Source organism: Paenibacillus sp. FSL M7-0420, assembly GCF_038002345.1.
Classification (GTDB): Bacteria; Bacillota; Bacilli; order Paenibacillales; family Paenibacillaceae; genus Paenibacillus_AQ.
Map to the genome: position 1 here is coordinate 7,252,847 of NZ_JBBOCJ010000001.1, position 12,571 is coordinate 7,265,417.

Genomic DNA, 12,571 nt, shown 5'->3' on the forward strand with positions numbered 1-12,571 from the left:
CCTACTCCTCCGTTACCTGAACCGTGAGGTTAGCCTTTACTTCAGTGTGCAGCTTAACTGTTGCCTGGAACGTGCCTACATGGCGGATCGAATCGCTCAGCTCAATTTTGCGCTTGTCGATCACGATGCCCTGAGTAGCTGCCAGTGTCTCGCCGATCTGCTTGCTGGTAATAGCGCCGAAGAGACGGCCGCCTTCGCCAGCTTTGGCCTTCAGAGTCAGAGTCAGCTCATCCAGCTTTTTGCCCAGCTGTACCGCTTCCTCCTTCTCCTGATCCTTGCGGCGCTGTTCGGCTGCCGCCTGGTTCTCCAGTGTCTTCACATTGCCGTCTGTAGCCGGACGCACCAGCCCGCGCGGCAGCAGGAAATTGGCTGCATAGCCTTCCGACACCTCTTTAACCTGCCCCTTCTTGCCTTGACCCTTAACATCCTTCAAGAATATGACCTTCATTCAAATAACCCCTCTTTCGCTTCAATTTCGGCCAGCACTGCGAGCAGTCTGGCTTCCGCTTCTTTGGTTGTTCCTTCAAGCTGTACAGCCGCGTTGGACAGATGTCCGCCGCCGCCCAGCTTCTCCATGACTACCTGCACATTCATCCGACCCAGAGAACGGGCGCTGATGCCGATCAGGCCGTCAGGACGTTCACTGATGACGAAGGATGCCACCACATTCGTCATCCCAAGCAGCGTATCCGCCGTCTGGGCGATCAGCAGCTGCGGTATCTTCATCCCGGGCTGTGTGACCACCAGTGCTATCTGGTCATACACCATACGCGCATGCTTGATGATCTCCGCCTTCGAGATGTATTCCTGCAAATCCTCCTTCAGCATGCGCTGAATGAGAATCGTATCCGCCCCGACCCGGCGCAGGAACCCGGCCGCCTCGAAGGTCCGCGAACCTGTATGCAGCGCGAAATGCTTCGTATCGACCGTAATCCCGGCCAGCAGCATCGTGGCCTCCAGCGGGCTGAGCTTAATCTTGTCATGAATGTACTGCAGCAGCTCCGTCACCAGCTCACAGGTCGATGACGCATACGGCTCCAGATACACGAGCACAGCGTCATTGATGAACTCTTCACCCCGGCGGTGATGGTCAACCACCACAATCCGGCTGGCAACCTGCACCAGCCTCGGCTCCATAGTCATGGAAGCCTTGTGTGTATCCACAACAATGAGCAACGTATGCTCCGTCATCATCTGGAGAGCCTGCTCTGGCGTGATGAAGGTCTTGTAGAGCGCCTCATCCTTACGAATCTCCTCCATCATCCGGGTAATCGAAGGATTCGGTGTCTCCATCACAATGCTGGCTTCCACATTGTACATCTGTGCCGCCTTGAGCAGGCCAATCGCCGCCCCCACCGCGTCAATATCCGGTATCCGGTGCCCCATAATCAGCACCCGGTCGCTCTCCTGCATCAGATCCCGCAGGGCGTGGGCGATCACCCGCGCCCGGACGCGGGTGCGTTTCTCGGCGGCATTGGTCTTGCCGCCGTAGAAGGAGAGCCGCTGGCCCGCCTTCACAGCGGCCTGGTCCCCGCCTCTGCCGAGCGCCATGTCCAGACTCGACTGGGCAAGCGCTCCCAGCTCACTGGCCGATTCCGAGCCGTAGGCAAGGCCTATGCTCAGCGTCATCGGCACCTTGAGGTCAGCCGTCATCTCACGGACCTCATCCAGCACCACGAACCTGCTCTCCTCCAGGGCCTGAAGGCTGCGGTGATTCAGCAGCATCAGGTAACGCTCGGAAGACAACCGGCGCAGATATACCTCGAATTGTTTGCTCCACTCGGTAATCTCACTGGCAACCTTGGCGATTAGCGAAGTGCGCTGCTGATCATCCATCCCCTGGGCGGCCTCATCCAGATTATCCATCATGACAATTCCAATCGCCAGCTTCTCTTCCTCATACCGCTCACGCAGCACCACAAGCTCGGTAATATCGAATAAATACAGCAGCCGTTCGCTTGGAATCACCACGACCTCATAATAACGGTCATCCACCGTAAGCTCATGGCGCTGCTCCTTCAATACCCCTTCCTTAACCGGTTCCCGCTTGGACGGCAGGCTCTGCAGAGAAGCCATAACCTCAGGCATCAGCTCCTGCATATCTTCACCCACAAGAGACTTGCGGGAGAAGATCTGGCCGGCATTCCGGTTATGCCATTCCACCGCCCGGTCCTCACTGTACAGGATAATTCCGAGCGGAAGCATGCTTACAGCCTCCCCCTCCACCCGCTTGATGCGGAAGGACAGGCCGTTGATATAATCTACAAGGTTGCGGCGGAACGACAGCTCGGCCTGCAGCATGGTGAAACACAATGTGCCGGCCAGGAAGAGGCTGGCAACACCGAGGACCCAGTTATAGATACTCACTACTATAATCAGGACCAGCAGCAGTAAGAACGCCCACACGGTATGATAGCCGTGCCAGCGTCTTTGCAGAAATTTTGGCATGAGCCCTCACCCTATCGTTTCGATTTCTTCACAAGCTCCCGCAGCGGAAACGCCAGGTCCACCACACCAATAATCCAGAATCCCGGCAGAGCAATAACAGGAATGGCCAGCAGAAGAGCGATGATCTTGCTCCACTTCCGTTCATGCACCAGGAAGAAGAGGAAGCCGATGGTCTGAATCTTGAACGCAATCTGCAGCAGCGGCAGCAGATTGGCCGAGACCATTAGCATGAAGCCGCTGTCGGCACCGCCGAACAGCAGGCTGATTACGACGCCAAGCAGATAATACCAGATGAATGCTCTGGCCAGTCTCCATTCCCGCGCCGGCTTCAGCTTGGGCACCGCATATCCCATACTGTTCAGAATAGGGCGGACAATGGAATGGGTAATGACCGCAATCACGAACGCACTGAGGATCAGCGTCATCGGTATCGCCTGGATCGTCAGCCAGCTCATCTGGCCAATCTGATCGGAGGAGAGGGCGATCTCGGACAGCAGCGGATTGCTTGCCCCCATACTTGCCAGCCAGTCTGCATAGGTCTTCAGAACATCATAGACATAGTCGTACAAGTTGAACTTAAGGAACGTCGTACTGATCAGCAGGATCAGCAGGAATTCAGCTAGGATAGCGACCATACCGGCAATCAGTGTAGAAATCGCTGAAGCACGCTTCTTGTACCATCGTCCCATCACAAGGGCCGGGATTAAGAAATAAGCCGCAATCAGGATATACATCGGGGTAATCAGGCCCACAATCAGCAGAACCGGTAACAGATGCAGAATGAACTGCTTGGTGTTAAGGGTCGTAAAGAGCACTATGGCCGGAATAATCATAAAGAATGTTGTAATAAGCAAAAGCGGGGTTGACAGGGATAACAGCAGCAACAGATAAGCTACGCTCCAAGCCACAGATGTCCAGCGAAATTTCAACAGTATTCACCTCTTACGCATATGTTCTTCTAATGCAGATATATCCTGGTACCATTCTTCCAGCTGATGGCCCTCCTGCCTGTGCTTTCTCAGCTTCTCCAGCAGTAAATCATCCAGCTCGCGATAAGGGATACCGAGTCTGCGCCCCAAGATGTACGAGCTCATAATCAGGCTGGCCAGACTGTCGCCGACACGCGTGGTACTGCCTTCCCACAGCGCTTTGAATAACCTTGAGACTTGATCAATAACTTCCGTCTTTAACCACTCAATTACCTTGGCGCGTTTGGCCACATCCAGATCCTTCGGCACATTGGGCACTGTCTCTCTACCTCCGGCAAAAAGCATTATTCTCCATTATAGCATAAAAATTTCCGAGCCACACGGACGCCTGCCGCCCCTGAATACCGCCTTCCATCTTTCAAAAAAGGCCCGCATTCCGCTTCGCCGGAAATACAGGCCTTGGTACCTTATAACGATTCGAGCGATTGCCGTGAGACAAATTTCTCGCAGTATTCAATAATCTGGCTCCGGCGTACAATGCCGATGAACCGCTTCATGTCGTCGACCACCGGTACGAAGTTCTGGACCTTGGCCAAATTAATCAGATCTTCCATATCCGCATCAATCGAGACCGCCAGATTGTTCATCCGCAGCGGAACATCCTTAAGCAGAAATTTGGAAGCATTCTCAAAAGTGACCGCGCCGCCCGACTCCTTCATATACCAGAGCAAATCACCTTCAGTAACCGTTCCGGCATATTCACCGTTGCGGTTCAGGATCGGCACTGCTGTATAGCGGTGAAACTCCATCCGTTCCAGGGTCTGCCGCAGCGTCGAATCCATGGTAACACATGCGACCTCCTGCTTCGGAAGTAAAAAAAACGCAATGTTCATCTCTTGATCCTCCTCAAAGAATTCCGAAGGAATGCTACTTTACCTTCCTTGCACTAAAGCCCACCGTAGTAATACGTCTGCCCTCAGCAATAAGTTCCATTCCATTATAGCATGAAGACAGTAAACAGCAGCCATTAACCTTGAGGGAATGGCTGCTGTTTTTACACGGACAACAATGGCCGTTCTAATCCTATTGTACTGCAGGTGTGGCCGAAGGCTCAAGCGCATTGCCGGCCTTGCCCGGCTCAATCAGCTGGTCAACCGGTGTGCTTGGGTTCATCCAATTGTCGATCAGCGCCTTGGCTTTATTCAGATCCTCTTCGTTCACTACATCGTAGTAGACCCCGTCCATCCGTTTGCCTTCCCCCATCACCGTGAAGCTGGAGATATCCATGTCCTTGCCGCCCATGAACTTCTTGGCGAGACTGATGATCATCGAGGGCTGAATATCCGTTTTGAAGTTGTCGCCCATGATATCCAGCAGCTCAGGAATATTGCCGATCTGGCTGATCGATAACATTTTATTCGCTACGACATCAATAAAGACCTGTTGACGTTTGGTCCGGTTGAAGTCGCTATCCTCACGGTAGCGGGTATAGTTAAGTGCCTCTTCACCGCTATAATTCGACTTATTGGCCTTAATGGTGAATTTCTCATGGTCTTTGCCTTTGTTGACAATATCCTTCTTGATCGGGAGCGGCACACCGCCAATGGCATCGACAGCATCCTTCAGCCCCTGAAAGTTGATGGTGGCATAATATTGAATATCATGGCCGAGGAGCGCTTCCAGTGTGTCCTTGGACATTTGCTGCCCGCCGAACGCATAAGCATGTGTAATTTTATCCTTCTTATTGTCCTTGTATCCGATAATTTCCGTGTAGGTATCCCGGGGAACGGAGATCAGCAGAATTTTATAATCCTCCGGCCGGATCACCGCATACATCATGGTATCTGAGCGTGCGGTTTCATTCTTCCGCTGATCTGTACCCAGAAGCATCAGAGAGAACGGATCGCTTTTGAGTGCCACGGGTTCAGCCTTAACGGAAGTCGGTGTCTTGCTGGTGTTATTCTCCAGAGGCACATAAGATTCGTTTGCCAGCTTGGTCTCTACCTGATCGGACAAAAAGAGGTCGAAGGCCAGCACAGCAAGCGGCTTCTGGAACAGAAACCCTCCGGCGGCAATCACCAGTACCAGAATGAGCGCAATGTATCTTTTCTTTATTTTTTTAAGCTTATTCATCATTATTGATTCCTTCTTTATGGTGGAATGTACATATTATGAACGTAATCTATTTACAATGGCCGCTTGGGCTTCCAAGACAGTCATGAGTGGGCTGTTCTAGCTGCTGTACGCCGCCCTGCTTCAGATGGTATTATTCCCCCTTTCCGGGATTCGGGTCGTTCTAATTGTAGAATAAACCTGGAAAACGGCTTTGACACATAAACAATATTTCTATTGTAATCACTTCACAACTAAAAAGAAACAACAAATAACGACAACATTGGCATTTAAGCCGCTTATATTCCATAAAGTATATGACGCAGCAAACGGCGTTTCGATTCTTTTTCAGGGAAAAAAATAAAAAAAGACAGTCTGTTCAGCCACTTAACACAGCAGATCAGACCGTCCTCTTAGCCTATTCAGTATCCTTAATCCACCAGCTCTGCGGATTGATGATATTGCTTAAAGCGTTCATTGTTACCCCTTGCAGGCGCTTATTCACCGCAGTAATATCCGAGCGTTCAGCGAAAAAGATCATCGGAACCTCATCATTGATCAGCTTCTGCCATTCATAATAGATTTCCTTCCGGAAGTCCTTATCGTACGCCTTCAGGCTGACTCCTTCCCGGATCAGGTCCTCACTGCGCTTCGACGTCCACCGGGGGTAATTCCACGAATCGGCAGCGCGCCATAAGCCCGAAGGATCAGGGTCGCTGGCCAGTCCCCACACGCCGTTGAACAGCTCCACTGCCGGATCATCCGACTCCACCGCTTCATAAAAGGTATTCAGCTCCTTCAGGCTTCCTCCGCTGAGCCGCACATCCAGCCCGACATCACGCCAATTCTGGAGAATGGCTGCCGTCCGGGCCTCAGCTGTCTTGCTGCCGCTCATCGCATCATAGTGAATAACGAGCTTCTTGCCGCCGGGATCTTCGCGGAGTCCATCCCCGTCCATATCCAGATACCCGGCCTCATCCAGCAGCTGCCCAGCCTTTTCCGGAGAATAGGGATAGGTGTCGATCTCCTCATCCGCGATCTTGGCCCAGCTGGAGCTGGGGATAGGTGTCTCGATAAGCGTCCCAAGGCCATAGGAATATTTATCTAGAATCCCTTGCCGGTCAAGTGCATAATACATTGCCTTACGCAGTCGTTTATCCTTGAACTTGGGATTATCCATTACCACCTGACCGTCTGTCTCATCCCAGTGTCCAAACTTGAACCCGATATATTCAAACGACATTCCTGGTGTGACTCTAATCTCTACATTATCCAATTGCCCCGCGGCCTCATAGGCATCACGCGGCAAAGCCGCCATATCGACAGTTCCTGCTTCAAGCAGAGCGGTAATATCCTTGCTGTCGATCGCCTTATAAGTAATCCCGTCCAGAAGCGCTCCGCCCTTGTAATAATTATCGAACCGTTTCATTTCCACCGTCTGGCCCGGCACAATGCTGGTTACCCTGAACGGACCCGTGCCAATTGGCTGCTTGCGTACCTGATCGCTGTCCGGCATGTCCTTAACAGCCACTCCCTCGAAGTACCGCTTGTTCATCGGGTAGGCCCACAGATTGTCAATCATGTTCACCCGTGCTGAATTCATTGTAATGCGCAGCGTATACGGGTCCATCACCTTAAGCCCTGTAATTTCCTTCGCCTGGCCCTGGTGGTAAGCTTCTGCGCCCTTGATCATCTCAACGCTATAGTATCTGGAACCCGTATACTCCGGGCTGGCGATAGTCTCCAGAGCAAACTTCCAATCCTCCACGGTCAGCTCATCCCCGTTATGCCAGCGGACCCCGGGCTTAATGGTGAATGTGAACACCGTATGATCCTCGGACTCCTGCCAGCTGGCGATATTAGGAGCAGTGGACAAATCATCCTTCACAGTGAACATGGCCTCAGTGGTGAACTCCAGCACATTGGAATCATCTTCTCCTTCGAAGAATGCCGGTTCAAAAATCCCTTGAAAAGCCGACGGGTAGCCGAAGGTCACAGTCCCGCCTGTAATGGGTTCATCGGCTGTTTGGCTAAGGCGCGCCACAACATTCTTGACGGCCGGGCTTGGCCCGCTGCATGCCGACAATGCCACCAAGAGCGCAAGCGGTAGCATCAGTCTGCCGATGAGTCGGTTTGACATATATTTCTTCCCTCCCGGGTTGGATCACACAGTAATGTAAGCGGTTTCCACACTGGATTTTACTGTAATGCCTATTATGCAGATTATGGACAATTAATTATTCCACATTATAGAGGATATACAATATTCACTGTAAAGTGAAGTCTTTAATTTATTTCGGGGCATCCAAGAACCCTTCCGATGTTAAAAAAAGCCTGCCCTGGCGGGCAGACTTCAGCTACAGCAGCGCCTTAATTTTCCTCTCCCGGGTGGATGATGCTAAGGCCCTCCACATGCTTTTTCCGCATCAGCTTACGCTTCTTCCGGGTCTCCTTGCTCTCAAAAATAATATCAAAATCATAATCCTCAGGATACAGCTCTTCCTTGGACAGATAAGGCTTCAGCCGCTTATGGTTAATGCTCAGCTTCTGCTTCTGAATCATCACTCCGACCCTCCCCCGGCTGTCCTTCCTCTCATAGACAATTCCAGTGCGCCCCAGAGAGCTGACATAGACAGCATCCCCTATCGCAAATTCAGGTACTGGAGTATGCGCCTCCTGTGGTGCACCGTTTACCTGTTGTCCTTCAGCCGTTCTATCCGCCTTTGCAGATATTTCAGCCTCCGCTGCTTCTTTAGCCCTCTGAGCAGCTCTGATAGCGTCCGTCCACGGGCTGTGGCCGCCTCTGTGTCCCTGCTGCTCTGTCACAAGCTGTTTGGCCCGCTCGATAACGGAATGGAGAATACCCAGCTTCTCGGCGATCTGCAGCGCGTAGCTCTCGCCAGCCTCGCCAATCGTTAGCTTATACAGCGGCTGCAGCGTGTTCTGATCGAACTCCATCCGTGCATTCTCGAAGCCTGCCGTTGCCGCCGCGAAGGCCTTCAGCTCATTGAAGTGGGTCGTTACCACGATATTAGCCCCCTTCCGGTTCAGCTCCTCCAGAATCGCGATGGACAGCGCGAACCCTTCACCAGGGTCTGTGCCGGCAGCCAGCTCATCAATCAGCAGCAGCACGCCTCTGCCGGCATCATAGAGCATTCCTTCAATACTCTTCATCTGTGCCGAGAAGGTGCTTAGGGACTGTGTCAGGCTCTGTCCGTCTCCGATAACGCTCATTACATTGGTGAAGACCGCGAAGTCACTGCCGGGATCAACCGGTACCAGCAGGCCGGACTGTGCCATTAATACGAGCAGGCCCAGAGTTTTGAGCACCACCGTCTTGCCGCCTGTATTCGGCCCGGTTACGATCAGCGATTTATATCCCTGACCCAGCTCCAGACTAACCGGCACCATATCCTTCAGCAGGGGGTGACGGCCTCCATTCATCCTCACATACCCGCGTTCGTTCAGAGCAACCGGCCCCGCATCCATTACCCGGGCAACCTTCCCTTTGGCGAAAATAAAGTCATACATGCCCGTTACCTCAATATTAAGCCGGATAGCGGCCTGCTCCTGCTCTAACAGCCCTGTCAGCATACTCAGGATTATTCCTTCCTCGCGGGCCTCGTCAGCAGTCAGGAGCCCGATCTCTCCCTGTAACGAGGCCACCTCATCCGGCTCCACGAATACCGTCTGCCCACTGGTGGACTGATCCAGCACCGAGCCCTTAATTTGCTTATGATACTCCCGTTTCACCGGGATGACATACCGCCCGCCGCGCATACTGACCAGACTTTCCTGTAAAATAGATTTGTGGCGGTTCATGATACTCTCCAGCTTCCGGTGCAGGCGCTCCTTGGCGACCGCCAGCCGTTTGCGGACCCGTTCCAGTCCTTTGCTGGCCTGGTCATCAATGACCCCCAGCCGGATACACCGTTCTATCTCGTCCCGAACCCCATTCAGCTCCTGAAGGGATGCCCCGTAAGCGGCGATGCGCGGCGCTATCTGCTCCTTGGCGGCCATGTATTTCCTGAGCTGTCCGCAGCTGTTCAGAAACAGCGAGACTGCAGTGAAATCCTGCTCATTATACATATAGCCGGTTCCAAGCAGCGACAGCACCCATTCAATGCCCTCCAGCGAGGGAATCGGCACACTGGCTCCGCGTTCCAGCAGCTCCTTCGCTTCTTGCGCCTCCTCAAGCGCCCGGTGTATCGCCGGCAGATAGATCATCGGCTGAAGCTCACTGACAATCCTTCTTCCCTCATAAGATACCGCATGACGCAGCAATTCCTGCTTAATCGACTCATATTCCAATGTGTGCAGACTTTGCAGATTCAAGCTGAATTCCTCCTTGTATACAAGTATATTTCTTATCCCAATCCACTGCGCATAACGCAAAAAGAGGGCAAAGAACCGCCACCACGGCAGTCTTCGCCCTCTTATTGCTGCTGCTTCTCTTTGGCCTCAGGGTCCCGACTCTGTCGGCAGGACACCTGAAAACAGAAAAAACCGTGCTGCAAGAGCACGGTTAATCACAAAGAGAACAATAGCCGGATCAAGAGGCCATCATGACGCTTCGCGTGTGTTCTTAACTAAATCATTCATTCCAGCCGCCCGCGGTCTACTCAGTCAGAGATGTCACCAGGACAGACTTCAACAAGACATGCCTCTGGCAAAATCAGAGCATGCGGCGGCTAACAGCCGGAACGATATGAAATTGCTTAGTTAAGAACGCTCACCAACATCAAAATTTCCCCTTTAGTTATAGGATACCTGTAATTTACTACAGCTGGAATCCGTTTGTCAATTAGGGGTTATCCCATACAAAAAGCAGCCGGCTTAGCCGGCTGCTTCATAAAACGTCCTATTCTGTTGTGTAAGGCAGCAGCGCGATTTGACGCGAGCGCTTTACAGCAATAGTCAGAGCGCGTTGGTATTTTGCACTTGTACCAGTTACACGACGCGGCAAGATCTTTCCGCGTTCGCTGATGAACTTCTTAAGAAGCTCAGTGTCTTTATAATCAATGTGAGTAATCTTGTTCACAGTGAAATAGCACACTTTTTTACGCTTGTTGCGTCCACCACGACGTGCCGGTCTTTTGTCGTTGTCCGCACCTTCTCTTGGTTTGAAAGCCATGTTCAGTTCAGTCCTTCCTTATTAAAATGGCAAATCATCGTCCGATATATCGATCGGTTTTCCATCGCCCGAAAAAGGATCTTGGGTATTGTTGTTACGCGAGAAATTATTGTTGTTTCCATTTCCGCGAGCACTGTTCCCGCCGTTACCGCCGCCACCGAAGGCTGGCTCTTCAGGCATACTTCCGCCACTTGCTGCATTTCCGCCTTCACGGCTCTGCGCGGATTCCAGGAAACGGACATTATCGGCAATAACTTCAGTAACGTATACACGTTTGCCTTCGTTATTCTCGTAATTCCGTACTTGGATGCGTCCTTCCACGGCTGCCAGTCTTCCTTTGCGCAAATAATTGGCACAGGTCTCAGCCAGCTGTCTCCAGGTTACTACCGGGATAAAGTCCGCTTCGCGTTCACCGTTCTGGCCCGTAAAGTTACGGTCTACGGCAAGCGTAAACTGTGTTACGGCAACACCAGCAGGAGTATAACGAAGTTCCGGGTCACGGGTCAACCGACCGATCAGAATGATACGGTTCAACAATTAGGTCCCCTCCTTAATAGCGCGATTCGTTACAAAGCTTGTCAATATCTTAGGCAACGTCGTTCGTAATGAGATAACGAATTACTTCGTCAGAAATCTTCATGATACGCTCAAGCTCAGTAACTACTGCAGGTTCTGCATTGAAGTTAACCAAAACAAAAACGCCATCACGATGTTTCTTGATCTCATACGCAAGACGGCGTTTACCTTGCACATCGTGCTTTGTAATTTCTCCGCCGTTGGAGATGATGCCTTGGAATTTTTCGACTGCTGCTTGAACGGCTTCTTGTTCAATGTCAGGACGAATAATGTACATGACTTCATATTTGCGCATAATTTTCACCTCCTTATGGTCTGCGGCCCCTGATCAGGTCAGGAGCAAGGAACGAGCACAAACATAGACTCGCACCAAATCAATATACCAAACCCAGCAGAGGATTGCAAGTTTTATTAATACGTACCAGATGCTGGACCATAGTAAAAAGGTGTTGGCGGATTCCATAATAACCTCTGAGTAATCCCTCATCGTCAAGGCCACAATATAACCGCTTCATCATTCGATAACAGGAGGTTATTCACCAATGGGCGAACAGACGGAGTATGAAAAAGGCGACAAAGCCCCCAACCCGGGCGTTTACACCGAGGTAGGCGAAGCGCGGAGCTTCCACACGGAGATTCAGAATCCGAAGCGGATTACAATGGAGAAAGGCGACACCTTCCCGGAGACCAGCAACCAGAACCGCAAGTGGAAAAAAGTCGAGAAGGCCCGTGTCCATTAATTTCAGCAGCCAGGTATAAAACCTTGAACGCTGCGCATACTAGACCCAGGCAGTACAAAAGAGAGGTGTGGTTCCGTTGAACGTCGCAGACGAACACGATCACAGGGATTCTGAATTCAGCAGCTATCGTACCCGGGGAGAGTTAAGCTGGCTCTGTAAAAAGGAGTAACAGCTTTAGTATTACCCAATCACAGTAGTAGCTATAGACAGAGATTTCCGAACGTCATTGATGTACTGCCTCTGGAAGAGAGACCTGCGAAGGTCTCTCTTTTTGCATGCTATCTATCCGGACTTCACGATGAAGTATGCAGCAAGTGGAAACGGCTTTGCCGTCCTTTTACAGGACGGTACCGTTTCAGCGAGAAATAGAAGGATAATTAATCGTGTGCAACATATAAAATTCTTATATTTGCACAAAAAAGCCCCCGTATCAGAACGGAGGTCTCATAAATTAAGAATATAATTGCTGAAGTGGCGGAGAGGGTGGGATTCGAACCCACGCACGCTGTGACACGCCTAACTGATTTCGAGTCAGCCCCCTTGGGCCTCTTGGGTACCTCTCCGCAGCAAGAACTATCATATCATGCCAATCGCACAATTGCAAGCGTTATTCATTTGCGTTTCGCTGCCTG

The 12,571-nt window shown here is 51.6% G+C and carries 12 protein-coding genes and 1 tRNA gene; 1 reads left to right on the forward strand and 12 read right to left on the reverse strand.

Features of this window, described 5'->3' with window-relative positions; all coding sequences use genetic code 11:
* Nucleotide 1: 1 nt before the first annotated feature.
* The 11 genes from rplI to rpsF all read right to left on the reverse strand — a co-directional run bounded on the left by rplI (nt 2) and on the right by rpsF (nt 11,494).
* On the reverse strand, nt 2-448 hold the full coding sequence (rplI, locus tag MKX51_RS31210) for a 50S ribosomal protein L9 (RefSeq protein WP_036728030.1): 447 nt from the start codon (nt 446-448) through the stop codon (nt 2-4).
* On the reverse strand, nt 445-2,448 hold the full coding sequence (locus MKX51_RS31215; RefSeq protein ID WP_340995144.1) for a DHH family phosphoesterase: 2,004 nt from the start codon (nt 2,446-2,448) through the stop codon (nt 445-447). The genes rplI and MKX51_RS31215 overlap by 4 nt, the downstream gene beginning before the upstream one ends.
* Nucleotides 2,449-2,459: 11 nt before the next feature.
* Nucleotides 2,460-3,377, reverse strand: coding sequence for a DUF2232 domain-containing protein (locus MKX51_RS31220; protein WP_340995146.1), 918 nt, complete (start codon nt 3,375-3,377; stop codon nt 2,460-2,462).
* 6 nt (nt 3,378-3,383) lie between these two features.
* A complete protein-coding gene (locus MKX51_RS31225; protein ID WP_179090524.1) occupies nt 3,384-3,686 on the reverse strand; it encodes a MazG-like family protein in 303 nt (100 codons plus the stop codon).
* Between the two features lie 158 nt (nt 3,687-3,844).
* Entirely contained in the window at nt 3,845-4,270 is a 426-nt protein-coding gene (locus tag MKX51_RS31230; RefSeq protein ID WP_036728036.1) for a CBS domain-containing protein, read from the reverse strand.
* A 190-nt stretch (nt 4,271-4,460) separates the two neighbouring features.
* Nucleotides 4,461-5,513 carry an LCP family protein gene (locus tag MKX51_RS31235; RefSeq protein WP_340995148.1) on the reverse strand — a complete coding sequence of 351 codons (1,053 nt, stop codon included), beginning with the start codon at nt 5,511-5,513 and terminating at the stop codon, nt 4,461-4,463.
* Between the two features lie 394 nt (nt 5,514-5,907).
* The gene (opp4A, locus tag MKX51_RS31240; RefSeq protein ID WP_340995149.1) at nt 5,908-7,629 is read right to left on the reverse strand and encodes an oligopeptide ABC transporter substrate-binding protein; all 1,722 of its coding nucleotides are present in this window, start codon (nt 7,627-7,629) and stop codon (nt 5,908-5,910) included.
* Between the two features lie 230 nt (nt 7,630-7,859).
* On the reverse strand, nt 7,860-9,824 hold the full coding sequence (locus MKX51_RS31245) for an endonuclease MutS2 (RefSeq protein WP_340995150.1): 1,965 nt from the start codon (nt 9,822-9,824) through the stop codon (nt 7,860-7,862).
* Between the two features lie 526 nt (nt 9,825-10,350).
* Entirely contained in the window at nt 10,351-10,623 is a 273-nt protein-coding gene (gene rpsR, locus MKX51_RS31250) for a 30S ribosomal protein S18 (protein ID WP_036699837.1), read from the reverse strand.
* A gap of 21 nt (nt 10,624-10,644) precedes the next feature.
* Nucleotides 10,645-11,160 (reverse strand): single-stranded DNA-binding protein, encoded by a 516-nt coding sequence (ssb, locus tag MKX51_RS31255; RefSeq protein ID WP_340995152.1) that lies wholly within the window; start codon nt 11,158-11,160, stop codon nt 10,645-10,647.
* A gap of 49 nt (nt 11,161-11,209) precedes the next feature.
* A complete protein-coding gene (gene rpsF / locus MKX51_RS31260) occupies nt 11,210-11,494 on the reverse strand; it encodes a 30S ribosomal protein S6 (protein WP_036728042.1) in 285 nt (94 codons plus the stop codon).
* Nucleotides 11,495-11,741: 247 nt separating this feature from the next.
* On the opposite strand from rpsF, the gene MKX51_RS31265 reads away from it, so the two are divergent.
* Nucleotides 11,742-11,939 carry a YjzC family protein gene (locus MKX51_RS31265; RefSeq protein ID WP_036728044.1) on the forward strand — a complete coding sequence of 66 codons (198 nt, stop codon included), beginning with the start codon at nt 11,742-11,744 and terminating at the stop codon, nt 11,937-11,939.
* Between the two features lie 472 nt (nt 11,940-12,411).
* Here MKX51_RS31265 and MKX51_RS31270 read toward each other — a convergent pair.
* Nucleotides 12,412-12,502 (reverse strand) — tRNA-Ser (locus MKX51_RS31270).
* Between the last annotated feature and the right edge of the window lie 69 nt (nt 12,503-12,571).

Bases quoted from the DNA above. Each gene is read 5' to 3' on its own strand.
- MKX51_RS31265 (WP_036728044.1), top strand. From the start codon at position 11,742: ATGGGCGAACAGACGGAGTATGAAAAAGGCGACAAAGCCCCCAACCCG.
- MKX51_RS31215 (WP_340995144.1), bottom strand. From the start codon at position 2,448: ATGCCAAAATTTCTGCAAAGACGCTGGCACGGCTATCATACCGTGTGG.
- MKX51_RS31235 (WP_340995148.1), bottom strand. From the start codon at position 5,513: ATGATGAATAAGCTTAAAAAAATAAAGAAAAGATACATTGCGCTCATT.
- opp4A (WP_340995149.1), bottom strand. From the start codon at position 7,629: ATGTCAAACCGACTCATCGGCAGACTGATGCTACCGCTTGCGCTCTTG.
- MKX51_RS31230 (WP_036728036.1), bottom strand. From the start codon at position 4,270: ATGAACATTGCGTTTTTTTTACTTCCGAAGCAGGAGGTCGCATGTGTT.
- rpsR (WP_036699837.1), bottom strand. From the start codon at position 10,623: ATGGCTTTCAAACCAAGAGAAGGTGCGGACAACGACAAAAGACCGGCA.
- rpsF (WP_036728042.1), bottom strand. From the start codon at position 11,494: ATGCGCAAATATGAAGTCATGTACATTATTCGTCCTGACATTGAACAA.
- rplI (WP_036728030.1), bottom strand. From the start codon at position 448: ATGAAGGTCATATTCTTGAAGGATGTTAAGGGTCAAGGCAAGAAGGGG.